Origin of the sequence: Streptococcus mitis (assembly GCF_946190375.1) — a bacterium.
Classification (GTDB): Bacteria; Bacillota; Bacilli; order Lactobacillales; family Streptococcaceae; genus Streptococcus; species Streptococcus mitis_CJ.
In genome coordinates, this window is record NZ_CAMIAF010000011.1 from 1 (window position 1) to 14,478 (window position 14,478).

General features: G+C 36.7%; 16 protein-coding genes. 2 read left to right on the forward strand and 14 right to left on the reverse strand.

Features of this window, described 5'->3' with window-relative positions; all coding sequences use genetic code 11:
• Nucleotides 1-76: 76 nt before the first annotated feature.
• Nucleotides 77-1,453, reverse strand: coding sequence for a 23S rRNA (uracil(1939)-C(5))-methyltransferase RlmD (rlmD, locus tag N8M09_RS06195; protein WP_261064545.1), 1,377 nt, complete (start codon nt 1,451-1,453; stop codon nt 77-79).
• A 37-nt stretch (nt 1,454-1,490) separates the two neighbouring features.
• Between rlmD and recX the strand changes: the two genes are divergently transcribed.
• Nucleotides 1,491-2,267, forward strand: a complete 777-nt coding sequence (gene recX, locus N8M09_RS06200) for a recombination regulator RecX (RefSeq protein WP_261064547.1) — start codon at nt 1,491-1,493, stop codon at nt 2,265-2,267.
• A gap of 88 nt (nt 2,268-2,355) precedes the next feature.
• Complete coding sequence (ntdP, locus tag N8M09_RS06205; RefSeq protein ID WP_000775316.1) at nt 2,356-2,889, forward strand: nucleoside tri-diphosphate phosphatase; 534 nt, start codon at nt 2,356-2,358, stop codon at nt 2,887-2,889.
• 70 nt (nt 2,890-2,959) lie between these two features.
• On the opposite strand, the gene N8M09_RS06210 is transcribed toward ntdP, so the two are convergent.
• From N8M09_RS06210 to N8M09_RS06270, 13 genes are all read right to left on the reverse strand, one after another.
• The gene (locus tag N8M09_RS06210; protein ID WP_020900987.1) at nt 2,960-3,727 is read right to left on the reverse strand and encodes an epoxyqueuosine reductase QueH; all 768 of its coding nucleotides are present in this window, start codon (nt 3,725-3,727) and stop codon (nt 2,960-2,962) included.
• A gap of 133 nt (nt 3,728-3,860) precedes the next feature.
• Nucleotides 3,861-5,483, reverse strand: a complete 1,623-nt coding sequence (gene groL, locus N8M09_RS06215) for a chaperonin GroEL (protein ID WP_261064549.1) — start codon at nt 5,481-5,483, stop codon at nt 3,861-3,863.
• A gap of 15 nt (nt 5,484-5,498) precedes the next feature.
• Nucleotides 5,499-5,783, reverse strand: coding sequence for a co-chaperone GroES (groES, locus tag N8M09_RS06220; protein WP_000917323.1), 285 nt, complete (start codon nt 5,781-5,783; stop codon nt 5,499-5,501).
• A 298-nt stretch (nt 5,784-6,081) separates the two neighbouring features.
• Complete coding sequence (locus N8M09_RS06225) at nt 6,082-6,936, reverse strand: PTS system mannose/fructose/sorbose family transporter subunit IID (protein ID WP_031233157.1); 855 nt, start codon at nt 6,934-6,936, stop codon at nt 6,082-6,084.
• A complete protein-coding gene (locus tag N8M09_RS06230) occupies nt 6,917-7,759 on the reverse strand; it encodes a PTS mannose/fructose/sorbose/N-acetylgalactosamine transporter subunit IIC (RefSeq protein WP_078238001.1) in 843 nt (280 codons plus the stop codon). The genes N8M09_RS06225 and N8M09_RS06230 overlap by 20 nt, the downstream gene beginning before the upstream one ends.
• 23 nt (nt 7,760-7,782) lie before the next feature.
• Nucleotides 7,783-8,277: a PTS sugar transporter subunit IIB gene (locus N8M09_RS06235; protein ID WP_020903146.1), complete on the reverse strand. Its 495-nt coding sequence runs from the start codon at nt 8,275-8,277 to the stop codon at nt 7,783-7,785.
• Between the two features lie 26 nt (nt 8,278-8,303).
• Complete coding sequence (locus N8M09_RS06240; RefSeq protein WP_261064552.1) at nt 8,304-8,741, reverse strand: PTS sugar transporter subunit IIA; 438 nt, start codon at nt 8,739-8,741, stop codon at nt 8,304-8,306.
• Between the two features lie 160 nt (nt 8,742-8,901).
• A complete protein-coding gene (locus tag N8M09_RS06245; protein ID WP_261064555.1) occupies nt 8,902-10,194 on the reverse strand; it encodes an ABC transporter substrate-binding protein in 1,293 nt (430 codons plus the stop codon).
• Nucleotides 10,191-10,874 carry a response regulator gene (locus N8M09_RS06250; protein ID WP_049513245.1) on the reverse strand — a complete coding sequence of 228 codons (684 nt, stop codon included), beginning with the start codon at nt 10,872-10,874 and terminating at the stop codon, nt 10,191-10,193. Before N8M09_RS06250 ends, N8M09_RS06245 begins: the two co-directional genes overlap by 4 nt.
• Complete coding sequence (locus N8M09_RS06255) at nt 10,849-12,186, reverse strand: sensor histidine kinase (RefSeq protein ID WP_173270666.1); 1,338 nt, start codon at nt 12,184-12,186, stop codon at nt 10,849-10,851. Before N8M09_RS06255 ends, N8M09_RS06250 begins: the two co-directional genes overlap by 26 nt.
• Entirely contained in the window at nt 12,186-13,151 is a 966-nt protein-coding gene (locus tag N8M09_RS06260; RefSeq protein WP_261064560.1) for a substrate-binding domain-containing protein, read from the reverse strand. The genes N8M09_RS06255 and N8M09_RS06260 overlap by 1 nt, the downstream gene beginning before the upstream one ends.
• A gap of 87 nt (nt 13,152-13,238) precedes the next feature.
• Complete coding sequence (locus N8M09_RS06265; RefSeq protein WP_000282439.1) at nt 13,239-13,634, reverse strand: single-stranded DNA-binding protein; 396 nt, start codon at nt 13,632-13,634, stop codon at nt 13,239-13,241.
• Nucleotides 13,635-13,711: 77 nt separating this feature from the next.
• Complete coding sequence (locus tag N8M09_RS06270) at nt 13,712-14,473, reverse strand: SDR family NAD(P)-dependent oxidoreductase (protein WP_261064562.1); 762 nt, start codon at nt 14,471-14,473, stop codon at nt 13,712-13,714.
• Between the last annotated feature and the right edge of the window lie 5 nt (nt 14,474-14,478).

Sequence of the window (14,478 nt, forward strand, 5' to 3'; positions counted from 1 at the left end):
TGAAAAGGCGGTGTCTTAACCCCTTGACCAACGGACCAGAGTTGTTATTTTCAACTCTTACTATTATACCGACTTTTTATTTTTTGTCAACACTTTTTTTAACTTTTTTTATTAATTTTACAACAGCTTCCGTTCGAGCTGTATGCGGGAACATATCGACCGACTGGATATAATGAAGATCATAGACTTCTACTAAGCGTACCAAATCACGAGCCAAGGTCGAAACATTACAAGAAATATAAACCATTTTTTCTGGTACATAAGTAAGAATAGTATCTAATAACTTATCATCCAGACCTGTACGTGGTGGGTCCACAATCAGAGCATCTGCTCGGTAGCCTTCCTTGTACCAACGAGGAATAATCTCTTCTGCCGTTCCAGCTTCATAATGAGTATTGTCAAATCCCATTCTTTTAGCGTTTCGCTTGGCATCTTCAATGGCTTCTGAAATAATATCCATACCTCTTAGTGTTTTAACTTTCTTTGCAAAGGCAAATCCAATCGTTCCAACTCCACAATAAGCGTCAATCAAATGGTCTTCTTTAGTAACATCCAAGGCTTTTACCGCCTCGTTATAAAGAACTTCTGTTTGTTCAGGATTTAGTTGATAGAAAGCTCGAGGAGATAGTGAAAATTCATAATCGAGTACACCTTCTTGAATACTCTCTTGTCCCCAGATAATCTCTGTCTTTTCACCATAAATCTCACTGGTTTTAGCTGTATTTGTATTCACAGCTACAGTCACAACTTCTGGAAAATCTTTAACTAAGTCTTTTACTAGTTGGGTTAAATTAAGCTGCCGATTTGTAACAATAATAATCTGAACCTGTCCGGTCTTCCTTGCTCGTCGGACCATAATAGTCCTAACACCTAGAACTTTTCTCTCATCCGTTATCGGAATTTGGTGAAAAGTAAGTAATTCCGCTAGGCGATTAGCAATCACTTGGGTTTCCCTATCTTGTAACAGGCAGTCTTTCAACTCTACTAAATAGTGAGAGTTTTGTGCATATAAGCCCGCCTTGACCTGATTCTTAAATTTTCGAGTCTGAAATTGTAACTTAGCACGGTAGTACTTTGGTTCCTGCATACCAATCGTCGGGCGGATTTCATAATTTTCATATCCTGCAGGGGCAAATTTTTTCAGCGCTTGATGAAGCAAGTCCGTCTTGAACTCTAGTTGTTTATCATAATGCAGGTGCATGATTTGGCAGCCTCCGCACTCATTGTAAATAGTACATGCTGGCACAACTCGAAATTTAGACTTCTTGTTGACCTTTAATAATTTTGCCTCAACAAAGTTGCGTTTAATAGAAGTAATCTGACAATAGATATCTTCTCCTTTTAGTGCTCCAGGTACAAAAACTAACGTTTTTTGGTAAAAGCCGATTCCCTCACCATTAATTCCCATGCGCTTGATTTTTAATGGTATTTTTTGTTTCACTTTCAGATTCATACCCCTATCTTATCACATTTTGAGTTATAATAGAACTATGAAAATCACAAAACTTGAAAAGAAAAAAAGACTCTATCTGATGGAGCTTGATAATGGCGACAAATACTACATTACTGAAGATACTATTGTTCGTTTTATGTTATCAAGAGATAAGGTGATAAGCGAAGAAGAATTGAAAGAGATTCAGGACTTTGCTCAATTTTCTTATGGTAAAAATCTAGCTCTCTACCACCTATCCTTTAAAGCTCGCACTGAAAAAGAAGTCAGAGAATATCTGAAAAAATACGATATTAATGAAAACATAGTTTCTCAAGTCATTGCTAATCTTAAAGAAGATAAGTGGATTAATGATGGTCAGTACGCTTATGCCATCATCAATGCCAATCAACTTTCAGGAGATAAGGGGCCTTATATTCTGACTCAGAAATTAGCACAAAAAGGAATTTCAAAATCTACTATAGAAGAGAACTTGAAAGAATTTGATTTTTCTGAAGTTACTCAACGTGTAGCCAATAAACTATTGAAAAAATATGAGGGAAAACTTCCAGCTCGTGCTTTGCAGGATAAGATTATACAAAATCTGACCAACAAGGGGTTTTCCTATTCTGATGCTAAAAGTGCCTTTGACCAGTTGGATAGTCAAGTTGACCAAGAAACGACTCAGGAACTCATCTTCAAGGAACTTGATAAGCAATATGCCAAGTATGCCCGAAAATATGAAGGATACGAACTTAAACAGCGTTTAACCCAAGTTTTAGCACGAAAGGGCTACGATTTTTCGGATATAGCAAGCGCTCTCAGAGAATATCTTTAATATTTTCATGTAAAATTCACGGATTTTAGGTAATTTTATGGTACAATAGTAAACGATAAACTTATAAATTGTAGAAAGTTGGTTAGTTATGAAGCTTCCAAAAGAAGGCGACTTTATTACAATTCAAAGTTATAAGCATGATGGGAGTCTCCACCGAACTTGGCGAGACACCATGGTACTAAAAACAACAGAAAACGCCATTATTGGTGTCAACGATCATACACTGGTTACCGAAAGTGATGGTCGTCGTTGGGTCACTCGAGAACCGGCTATTGTTTACTTTCACAAGAAATATTGGTTTAATATCATTGCCATGATTCGTGATAATGGAATTTCCTACTATTGCAATATGGCTAGCCCCTACTATCTGGATGAAGAAGCACTGAAGTATATTGATTACGATTTGGATGTTAAAATTTTTACAGATGGGGAAAAACGTCTCTTGGACGTTGAGGAATATGAGCGCCACAAACGCAAAATGAATTATTCTGATGATTTGGACTATATTTTAAAAGAACATGTCAAAATTCTTGTTGATTGGATTAACAATGGACGTGGGCCTTTCTCAGAAGCCTATGTAAACATTTGGTACAAGCGCTATGTAGAACTAAAGAATCGGTAAAGTTGTCAAACTAGGGTGAAAGCCCTGGTTTTTTTATTTGAAAAACCCAGCTTTTCAGCTGGGTTGATTTCTATATATCTAATTTCGTAACAGTAAATTTGATGTGGGAATAGTCTTTCTCAACATCCTTATCCAGCAAGAACGCAGTGGCGTCCTTCTTAACCTGAACCAGGTCAATATTCTGGGCTTGTGCTGCATAGACACATCCACAATAACATTGACGATAGATATCATACTCCTCACACATCTCTACTGAACGTTTGTAGCCTTGATTTTTCTTGAAATCACTTGGAAGATAGTGTGTTGTGTAAATTTTTTGCACATCGATCCCGATGCTGTTAATGGTTTGAGAATTCTTATGAGGACTGATGGTCAAGGCTGAGCCAAAGTAGTCAAAGCCCAAGTCCATAGCCACTTGCGCTGTTTTATCCAGGCGGTAGTCAAAGCAAACCTTACAACGGTCGCCACCTTCAGGCTCTTCTTCCAAACCTCGAACCAGTTTACGATATTCGTTAGGTTCATAAGGAGCTTCTAGGTATTGAACGTTATTGCCAGTTCGCTCATTGAAATCACTGACAAACTTTTTAGTCACATAGGCCCGCTTATGGTATTCTGCCTTGGGATGGATATTAGAATTGGCAAAATAGATGGTCACATCTGCATACTTGGTCAAATATTCTAGGGTATAGGTACTGCAAGGGGCACAGCAAACATGCATGAGAATGGTTGGCCGTTGCTCATTTTTCTCCCATACTTGTACCATCTTCTGCATGACACGGTCATAATTAATCTTCTGATTGGGGTTCATCTTGCTCAGAATTTCTTCTACATCGATCATGTTCTTCTCCTTTTTCTAGTCTTATTTTATCATATAAGTTAGGAGAGCTCAAATCTATTTAGAAGTGAATAGCATAAAAAGAGGGATAGACATTCCCTCCTTTTGTGTTTTTTATAAGTTTCTTTCTGAAAGCTTACATCATCCCACCCATCATGCTTGGATCTATTGTTGGAGCCGGAGTTGCTGGTTCTGGTTTATTAGCTACGACTGCTTCCGTAGTCAAAATCAAGCTGGCTACAGATGCTGCATTTTGTAGAGCTGAACGACTCACTTTAACTGGGTCGATAATCCCTTGATCAATCATGTTGACCCATTCGCCAGTCGCTGCATTGAAACCTGTACCAAGCTCAGCATTTTTCAAACGATCGATAACGATAGAGCCTTCAAATCCTGCATTGTGGGCGATTTGACGAACAGGTTCTTCCAAAGCACGGAGAACAATATTGCGGCCTGTTGCTTCGTCTCCTGTTAATTCCAAATCAGCCACGGCTGAAATGACATTGACAAGAGCTGTTCCACCACCTGCAACGATACCTTCTTCAACAGCTGCACGAGTAGCGTTGAGAGCATCTTCAATGCGGAGTTTCATTTCTTTCAACTCAGTTTCAGTTGCAGCTCCGACCTTAATAACCGCTACACCACCTGATAATTTGGCCAAGCGTTCTTGTAATTTTTCACGGTCAAACTCAGAAGTTGTGGTTTCGATTTGAGACTTGATAACCGCAACACGGTGAGAAATGGCTTCAGGATTTCCAGCACCTTCTACGATAACCGTGCTATCTTTGTCCACAGTTACTCTCGCTGCTTGACCAAGAGCTTCAATTGTCGCATCTTTCAATTCAAGACCAAGGTCTTCTGTGATAACTGTTCCGCCTGTCAAGATGGCAATGTCTTCAAGCATGGCTTTGCGCCGGTCACCAAAACCAGGTGCCTTAACGGCTACTACGTTGAAGGTTCCACGAATCTTGTTCAAGACAAGAGTTGGAAGAGCTTCGCCGTCCACATCATCTGCAATAATCAAGAGTGGACGATTGCTTTGGAGAATGCTTTCCAAAAGTGGCAAGATTTCTTGAATATTTGAAATCTTCTTATCAGTAATCAAAATGTATGGATTTTCAAGGTCAGCTACCATTTTTTCGCTATCTGTTACCATATACTGTGAAAGATAACCACGGTCAAACTGCATTCCTTCTACAACTTCAAGTTCTGTTTCCATACCACGTGACTCTTCGATAGTGATGACTCCGTCTTTGCCAACTTTTTCCATGGCTTCAGAAATGTACTCACCGACTTTTTCAGAACGAGAAGATACAGCAGCAACCTGAGCGATAGCTTCTTTGTTGGCAACAGGAATGGCGTTGTTTTTCAAAGCTTCAACTGCTGCAGCAACTGCTGTTTCAATCCCACGACGAATTCCGATTGGATTGGCACCTGCTGTGACGTTTTTGATGCCTTCACGGACGATTGCTTGGGTCAAGACAGTTGCAGTTGTAGTCCCATCACCTGCGATATCATTGGTTTTTGAAGCTACTTCTGATACCAATTTGGCACCCATATTTTCAAAATGATCTTCTAATTCAATTTCTTTGGCAATGGTCACACCATCATTGGTAATCAAGGGTGAGCCAAATGATTTTTCCAACACAACGTTACGACCTTTTGGTCCCAAGGTTACTTTAACAGTATCTGCAAGGATATCGACACCACGAACCATAGCTGAACGGGCATCTGATGAAAATTTAATTTCTTTTGACATACTTACTTTCTCCTTCTATTCTTCAATGATAGCCAAGATGTTAGCTTCGCCTACGATGATGTACTTTTCATCGCCATCTTTGACATCAAGACCTGCGTGAGCTTCAACTAAGACACGATCTCCAGCTTTAACACTTGGAGCAACTAAGTCACCGTTCAAGGTACGAACACCTTGTCCAGTAGCTACAACTTGGGCTGTTTTGGTTTTTTCTTGGGCTGAACCTGCGAGGACAAAACCTCCAACAGTTTGTTCTTTTTCTTCGATTTTCAAGACCACACGGTCTCCTAATGGTTTCAACATCTGTTTTCCTCCATGATGAACTACATATTATTAGCACTCTTTATATCTGAGTGCTAATTTATAGTTCTATTGTATCACTTGGTCAGAAATAGTCAAGAAAAAAGTCTGACTTTCTGAGGATGAATAGATGAATTTCTTTATCCTATTTTGCACTTTAATAATGTAGAATCTTAACGAACATGATTCATGGAATTAGTATTTTCGTTAATTCTTTTATAAAAAATACCGAAACTCTAAATCCTTATATTACGCATATATAAAAAACAACGATTATGAACCGTTGCTTTTTTAGATGCTATTAATATTTCAAGCCTGGATTGAAAAATCCTAAGGCTACTCCTACAAGTGCAATAACTACCAATAATAGCATCACCCAATTTGGAGAAACTTTCTTTTTAGCCATCAACCACCAACATAGAACAATAAAACCTGCTGTTAAAAGACCTGGATAAACACCATCAATCTTTTCTTGTAAGTTTAAAAATGTTTCTCCATCTCCATTTTTCAGCTCTAGCGCCGTAGTGACAGATACCCAAGTTGCTGCAACAGCTCCTATGACCATACCACCAACAACACTAATTGCTTTTCTTAGCGCCTGACCTTTAGGACCTACTAAAAATTCTACTGCTTTATCTCCAAGTTCATATCCTTTAAAATAAGCAAAACGCATTCCAAGATAGACTAATAGATTCCATGCAATAATATAGAATATTGCACCAGAAATATTTCCTCCTTTAGAAAGACCTAGAGCTATCCCCAAAAGAACAGGAATTAATGTTCCTACAATAAGTGAATCTCCAATACCTGCAATAGGCCCCATTAGACCGGCTCGCATTCCATTGATGGTCTCACTATCTACGGCATCTCCATTTGCACGCGCTTCTTCCAAACCAGCTGTTATACCAACTACTAGAGAACCCAACTGCGGCTCAGTATTAAAGAATGCTGTGTATGTTTGCATAGCTTCTTTTTGTTCTTCCTTAGTATCATACATTTCTTCTACAATTGGAAGCATAGAAGTTAAATATCCAAAAGTTTGCATATGTTCTTGAGAAAAACATGTCAGATGTCCATAGAACCAGTGGTGAAATGATTTTGTCAATGTTTTTCTTGATATTTTTTTTCGACTCATTCTAAATATCCTCCTCTTCATCAAATCCCATATCACTGACAACTGCTGTCGTACGGGCAGATTTAATAACTTCTAATTCATAATAAATTACTGCAAAAATTAATGACACAACACCACTTGCTACTAAGTTCAAGCCTAAAGATTTTGCTAACGTGAACCCGACAAAGAAAGGAATAAAGTCTGTTGTTTTTGTAACAATTTGTTTCAAAAGTATTGCAATACCCACACATGGAAGGAGTGCTCCTACAGTAAATAGAGACTTCATTACAAAACCATCCATCGGAAGATATACTTTCATAAGATCAACCATATCTGGTCCAAATTTTGTAATAATCATTGTTGGTAAGAAAGAAAAGATAAAATGTGAAATCCAAGGATATACCCAATCAACAGCATATAACTTCTTAAAATCACCTTTCTCTACAGCTTTCCATCCAATGTGTTGCCAAAGCAAATTCATAGTAGCTGTACCATAGAATAAAACAGTTCCAATTGTTCCAACCGCGGCTCCAATTGGCGCTGCTGCTGCTGCAATCGCTACTTCACCTGAAATATTATTTGCATGAACAAATAGGATAGATAACGGAATTCCGATATAAGAAATTGCTCGTACATCGGCAGATACAGTTCCACCAGGTGTCACTAAGGCAATATATAATACCTGTAAAGCCACACCAACGATTACCCCTGTTGTTATATCTCCTAATATTAAACCTACAATTAAACCACCAACTAATGGACGCCCCAAAGTATAGTTACCAATACTGGATCCCCCCATACCTGGCATCGATGCTAAACTTGCAAACAATCCTAAAAGAGCTGCTTGAATCCAAGAAATTTCCATCATTTTGTCTCCTTATTTCATTATTAAAATCCAAATTTTGATTTAAAATCACTCCAATAGCCAATAGATACATCTGGTAATAATTGGAATCTAACTTTATATCCTGCTTTTTCAATTGCTTCTAGTGCAACTGCTTCCTCTTGAGTAATTGATTGATTATTTCCCAACTTGATAGCACCTGGTCTATCGTTAGCAGGTCCTACAATAATCTCTTTAACATCTCCTGGAATAAAGCCCTGGTCTACTAAAATTTCTTTCATATCAATTGGATTCTTAGTAATCAAAAAATATCTACTATCCGATTCTGTTACTTTAGATGATTTTTCTTTAAACGCTTCCTTTGTCCAAACAAATGTTTTTTTATCTGACGCACCTTTATATGCCTGAATTAAAACCTTATTAGATGCAGCAGCGTCATTTACTGCAATTAAGCCATCACATGGATGTTCTTTTGCCCATCTAGTGACTGTTTGTCCATGAATCATTCTATCGTCAATTCGTACAAATGTTACTACCATAATTTTTTATTCCTTTCCTTATATAACTAAATATCGTCTTCTTCATTAAGATTATCATCCAATCCGACTTCAAATTCTTGTAGAGCCGATGATGATTCGTTTAATATCGTAGAAACAAGTTCACTTCCAGTCAGAATGTCTTTCATCACCACTGCTGTAAGTGCCATTGTTAAGTTCATACCTCCCAAAATAGTTGCATTCTCTAATTTTCCAAATTCTTCTAATACTGTTGCAACAGTTGTTAAAGGACTTCCCCCAACAATATCTGCTAAAACAAGAACCGAATCATTTTCATCCAGAGATGCAATAACATTCTTGACCTCTACAGAAAAACCTGCAAGACTTTCTCCATCTTTTAAGCCAATCGCTATGACATCATCTACCTTATCCGAAGCAAACATAGAAAGAGATGATTTCAATCCCTCTGCGAGTCCTCCATGACTGACTAATATCAAATACTTCATATTTCCCTCCTTTTATTGATTTCATTCTATCATCCTTATCTTCACTTTATAATTGTTAAATGTCACAAAAGTTTATTGATAAATGTCAATAAAAAAATGACAAATGTCAATAAAGACATCTGCCATGTTCGTATTATTTAAGAAATAATAATCTTGATATCTATTTAAGGGTTCCTATATCTAGTTCTTTTTGTAACTTAATAAGACTACCTTCAATATCCGTGTTATTTTCATCCATAGATAATGCTTCTAATCTTTCTTCTATTCCAACCAATGATTTTGAATCTATCCCTTTTGAAATAGTTGTAATTGAATTTTTCATTATATAATCCAGTGAGGTAGTCGTTAAGGCATTTTGACCAATCATTCCTTTCTTCATCAACTCTTCACTCTTCAAACTAGTTACTACCTCTGGTAATACTGAGCTTCCTTGACCCTTATTAAATAAATTTTGTTGAATTTCACGATTAATTGTTAAAAATTCTATAAACGATACGGCAAGGTTTGAATTGCGAGCACGCGAAGAAACCACGTATAAGGAAGTATCTGTTACAGTCGAACGAATGTCTTCCTTAGTCGTTGGCAACGAAATACATGTCCAGTTAAAATTTGTATATTTGGCCACATGATAAGGAAAAGGTTTATATGTACGATATTGTGCCAAACTCATTGGGTAAAAGGCCACATGTCCTTCATCAAAATCTTTATAGGTTACTTTGTAGCGTCCGTTTAATTGATTCAATCCCCTTATATAGGATAAAGCATCCTTCATTTCTAACGAATCTATACGAGGAATCCCACTCTCAGAAATAGTAACACCAAAGGCTGCTAGAGATTCTTTCCAACTATATCCTGTTATCCCAAATTGATCAACGATTCCATCTCCATCGGTATCTTTTGTAATTTTTTTACTAATCTCATATAGATCTTTCAGTGTCCACCCTACTTTAGGAATTTCAATGCCCTCTCTTAAAAGTAAATCTTGATTTACACACATCAACATGGGATTGCTTTCATATGGAAGACCGTATAAATCATCTCCATATTTTGCTGCCTGCAAAGATACATCATAGAAATTAGAGACATCTTCTTGAGATAAATAGGAATTTAGGCGCTTTAAAATACCCTTTGATGCAAATAAAGATAATTGGTCGCTTGATAATAGAAATACATCCGGTTCAGAACCTTTTAAAATTTGACTTGAAATCCAATTAGAATACTCCTCCTTAGGAATACCTGAATCATATACAATTTTAACCCCTGGATGAAGCTCTTCAAATTTCTTAATAGCCTCATCTAGTACATAGCTGTTATTCCCTGTAGGAATTCCCCAACTAGAATCAGAATAAAAACCCAGTCTAATAATCTTTATCTGCTTGTTTTCCCAAATAAGGAATAAACTCAAGCAGCTTAGCACAAACAGTATCGCTAGAAACAATTGCTTTACTTTCATTTATCCATTTCCTTCGAAAAATTCTTTTGTGTCACACCTGTTTGTACAGCCCATATGGCTAACTGTGTCCTATCTCTCAAATTTAGTTTTGAAAGAATGATAGAAAGGTAATTGCGCACGGTTCCCTCGGATAAAAAAAGATTACTGGCAATTTCCTTGTTTGATTCTCCAAATGCCACTTGCTGAATAATTTTCCATTCTGTCAGTGATATATTTTCAATATTCTCTTCCTTCACAGTAATAGAAAAATTGGTCTGTGCCATCTGCGAGAACAATTGAAATACCTTACTAGCTATATTAGGATTAATCATAGCTCCACCTTTATACACTGTCTGAATGGCTTGATATAACTCGTCTGTTGAAACTCCTTTTAATAAATAGCCAGATGCACCATATTTTAAAGCACTAAAAATAAATTCATCGTCATCAAATGTTGTTAAGATTATAATTTTTATATTGGGAAAACGTTTTTTGATTTCTTTTGTAGCCAATACTCCGTCCATTCTGGGCATTCTAATGTCCATTAAAATTATATCCGGTTTTACAGTCATAATGTTATCCATAGCTTCGACACCATCACCAACGACGGATACAACATCAATATCAGCATATACTGATAAAATGATCTGCAAAGACTCTCTAATTAACGCCTGATCATCTGCAATCATTACCTTTATCATATACTTCACCTCCTATTTTTGGAAAAACTATTTTAGTGTAAAATCCTTCCCTATTTTCAAAATGAATAGAACCACCTAAAATAGAAACTCGCTCTCTCATTTGTTTCAAGCCATACCCAATTTGTAAGTCGTCAAAACCTATTCCATTATCTTGCAAAACTATTATGTTGTTATCCTCACTCATAAAATGAATGCTCATTTTACTAGCATGTCCATGACGAACAGAATTTGTCATAGATTCTTGTATAATCCTAAAAATAGTATCTTCCTGTATCACATCTAAATCAATATTTCCCCATTCATATTTTAGATCGACAGAGAGTTTAGATAAAGACTCATACTCACTAATCATTAATATTAGAGCATCTTTTAAACCATTATTTTGCAAAGCTCCTGGTCTCAGTCTCTGTAATGATCCCCTAACATCTTTTATCCCCTCTCTAACTGCATTTGAAACATTTTTCAACTGTTCTTTAGCACGGATAGGATGAACATCAATTAGTACAGAAACAGCATCAATCCCTGCTGAAATTCCTGTCAATGCGTGCCCTAGAGTATCATGAATTTCTCGAGCAATTCTTTTCCTTTCTCGATCTTCAGCGATTTTCTCTGATAACGATATGTAATGATTCAATTCAGTGTTGACTCTAGATAACATTTTAAGCTCTTCCTCAATATTATGGTGCTCTTTAATCACGTATAGGATATAAGACAATAAAGAGATGATGAAAATAATAACATTTAATGATGTCAATGCATTTTCTAAAAATAACACTACACCTCGTATGGAAGATGGATAAAATTGGATATAGGTAGCTAGAGATGGAACTTTTATAAATAGTGACAAGATTTCATAGTCTGTTAAAAGTAACATTAAAAAACTCAAGAAAATAAAAATAATCCAAGAACGTTTACTATCAGAGTCTTGAAACTCTCTTGAACTATAGAATATATCAGCAAAAACTAATAATATTATTCCATTGTATGACAGATTTTGTGACCATATAACACCAATCATTAATACTATTTCAAACAAATTCCATTTTGAAAAAATTGGCCATTTTTTCTCAGTTGAGTACATTTTATAGGTAGATATAAAAATAATACCGACGAAAAAAATAATTGAATACCAAAAAATCTGGTCAGGTGATTTTGAAATATTATTTAATTCACCCAATAAGAGTGTCATCTGCCCCTTTGAAATTACATAGTTTGTAATCTGTATATACAAAGCTCCATTGTATATAATGGTTAGAAAATTAATTAATAAAAGTAAAATTATAGAATACTGGACACCTTTTACCTGTTTCATTACTGCCACCCATTAATATCAAACTGAATTATATTATTTTTATCAACAAATTGTACAGGTATAGTATATAATTCTTCAACTTCTTCTTTTTTTACTAATAAATCTATTGTTTCCGATACTTTTCTACCCATATGAGATGGAAATTGAGCAACCGTTCCCGTAACTTCATCTGTTGTAGCTAATAAATGCTTCATATCTGGTGAACCATCTATTCCGTAAATAAGTTTTTTTGAAGTTACTTTCAATTCTTTAATTGCTGCTAAAGCTCCTATAGCTGCTCTATCATTTAAAGCCACTATAGCATCAAATTGTAAACCTTCAGATAAGGCATCACCTACAGTAGTCATAGCATGCTCTGTTTGACCAACTGTTTCTCTTTCTGAGATAATTTGATAATGTTCTTCTGATTTTATTGTATCCAAAAAACCAGTTATTCTCTGATTAGCTGATAGAGCATCTTTGTGCGTTAACAAAAGAATATGAGCATTTGAGGTACGTTTCATCAAATCCTTGGCAATTAATATCCCAGCATGGTAATTATCAGAAACTATGCTCGTATCAACTTTTATATTATTCAACTGACTATCTACTGCTATAACTCTAATTCCAAAATTCTTTGCCCTACTTAACGCTTCTACAATTTGCTCGCTATCACTCTTAACCGGATTAATAACAATAACATTCACTCGCTTCTCTATAAACTCATCAATTTGTTTACTCTGTTTTTCTTCACTCATCTCTGCGTCCCGAGTATACAATATCTGACCTTCTGAATCAGAATAGCGTTGAATCTCATTATGTAAATGTCTATAAAATTCACTATTCATCGTCATATAAGTCGCTCCAACTTTTATTTGTCCCGGAATAGGATCTGTCTGACTCACATGAGTATAAATCGCAAAAACAAATACGACTACTGTACAAAATATAATTTTGACGATTGTTCTTGTATATTCTCTACTCATTCCAACCTCCAAAAAGTTTCAACTAGTTCATTGTAACACATTTAGACAGTATAAAAAAGCCTGAGACCAACTCAGACTTTTTAATGCTTAAAATGGCAATTCTTCCTCTTCCAAGACCAAATCCGCCAAATCTTGTCCTGCATTATTTTCACGCATGGCACGTTGGGCACGACTTTCCAAGAGTTGGAATCCTGTGACAAGTACTTCGGTCACGTAGTTCATTTGACCATTTTTCTCAAAGCGACGGGTACGAAGTTCTCCATCCACAGAGATAAGACTACCTTTAGTTGCGTAGCTGGCCAAGCTTTCTGCTAGTCTGCCCCATAAAACCATATTGACAAAGTCAGCTTCGCGCTCCCCGTTTTGGTCTTTGTAACGACGGTTGACTGCAATAGTCGCTCGCGCTACTGACTTGTCATTGTTGGTTTTGTGCAATTCTGGTGTAGACGTTAAACGTCCAATTAAGATAACTTTATTATACATATTTTCTTCCTCCTACTTATCTATTCGTAAGAACTCAAAAAAAGTTACAGAAATTTGTAACTTTTCGAGGAAATTTTTTACTTTTTATGAACCATGAAACCTGTCGCCTGTTGATTGGCCATAATGGTCATATCTGTAATCTGAACACGGCGAGGTTGACTGGTCACATAAACTACTGTGTCTGCAATATCCTGAGCTTGCAAGGCTTCTATTCCTTTGTAGACCGTCGCAGCTCGTTCTTTATCACCGTGAAAACGTACCGTCGAAAAATCTGTTTCGACAATCCCCGGTTGAATGGTCGTCACCTTGATATCCGTTGCGATGGTATCAATTCGCAGACCATCTGAAAAGGTCTTAACCGCTGCCTTGGTAGCTGAATAAACTGCTGCACCCGCATAGGCATAAATTCCTGCGGTTGAGCCCATATTGATGATATGTCCTTGATTGGCTTTTACCATTGCTGGCAAGAAAGAGCGAGTGACTGCCATCAAACCCTTGACATTGGTATCCAGCATGGTCAACATATCCAACTCTTCATAGTTCTGATAGGGTGCCAAACCTAGAGCCAGTCCGGCATTGTTGACCAGAATATCAATCTGACCTATCGTTTCTAGAATATCGGAGCAGACAGTCTTCACCATGGTCATATCCGTCACATCTAGTGGAAAGGTCCAAACTACTTGATTTGGAAAAGTTCCTGCAAACTCAATTTTTAAGGCTTCAAGTCTATCAATCCGTCGTCCTGTTAAAACAACATTCTCACCCTGCTCCAGATACGCACGCGCAATCGCTTCACCAATACCTGATGTCGCTCCTGTAATCACAACATTTTTTGCCATCTTAT

Coding starts and splice junctions, on each gene's coding strand:
- N8M09_RS06250 (WP_049513245.1), bottom strand. CDS start 10,874: ATGATAAAGGTAATGATTGCAGATGATCAGGCGTTAATTAGAGAGTCT.
- N8M09_RS06210 (WP_020900987.1), bottom strand. CDS start 3,727: ATGATCGATGTAGAAGAAATTCTGAGCAAGATGAACCCCAATCAGAAG.
- groL (WP_261064549.1), bottom strand. CDS start 5,483: ATGTCAAAAGAAATTAAATTTTCATCAGATGCCCGTTCAGCTATGGTT.
- rlmD (WP_261064545.1), bottom strand. CDS start 1,453: ATGAATCTGAAAGTGAAACAAAAAATACCATTAAAAATCAAGCGCATG.
- ntdP (WP_000775316.1), top strand. CDS start 2,356: ATGAAGCTTCCAAAAGAAGGCGACTTTATTACAATTCAAAGTTATAAG.
- N8M09_RS06270 (WP_261064562.1), bottom strand. CDS start 14,473: ATGGCAAAAAATGTTGTGATTACAGGAGCGACATCAGGTATTGGTGAA.
- N8M09_RS06260 (WP_261064560.1), bottom strand. CDS start 13,151: ATGAGTAGAGAATATACAAGAACAATCGTCAAAATTATATTTTGTACA.
- N8M09_RS06265 (WP_000282439.1), bottom strand. CDS start 13,634: ATGTATAATAAAGTTATCTTAATTGGACGTTTAACGTCTACACCAGAA.
- N8M09_RS06235 (WP_020903146.1), bottom strand. CDS start 8,277: ATGGTAGTAACATTTGTACGAATTGACGATAGAATGATTCATGGACAA.
- N8M09_RS06240 (WP_261064552.1), bottom strand. CDS start 8,741: ATGAAGTATTTGATATTAGTCAGTCATGGAGGACTCGCAGAGGGATTG.
- N8M09_RS06225 (WP_031233157.1), bottom strand. CDS start 6,936: ATGAAGAGGAGGATATTTAGAATGAGTCGAAAAAAAATATCAAGAAAA.
- N8M09_RS06230 (WP_078238001.1), bottom strand. CDS start 7,759: ATGGAAATTTCTTGGATTCAAGCAGCTCTTTTAGGATTGTTTGCAAGT.
- N8M09_RS06245 (WP_261064555.1), bottom strand. CDS start 10,194: ATGAAAGTAAAGCAATTGTTTCTAGCGATACTGTTTGTGCTAAGCTGC.
- N8M09_RS06255 (WP_173270666.1), bottom strand. CDS start 12,186: ATGAAACAGGTAAAAGGTGTCCAGTATTCTATAATTTTACTTTTATTA.
- groES (WP_000917323.1), bottom strand. CDS start 5,783: ATGTTGAAACCATTAGGAGACCGTGTGGTCTTGAAAATCGAAGAAAAA.
- recX (WP_261064547.1), top strand. CDS start 1,491: ATGAAAATCACAAAACTTGAAAAGAAAAAAAGACTCTATCTGATGGAG.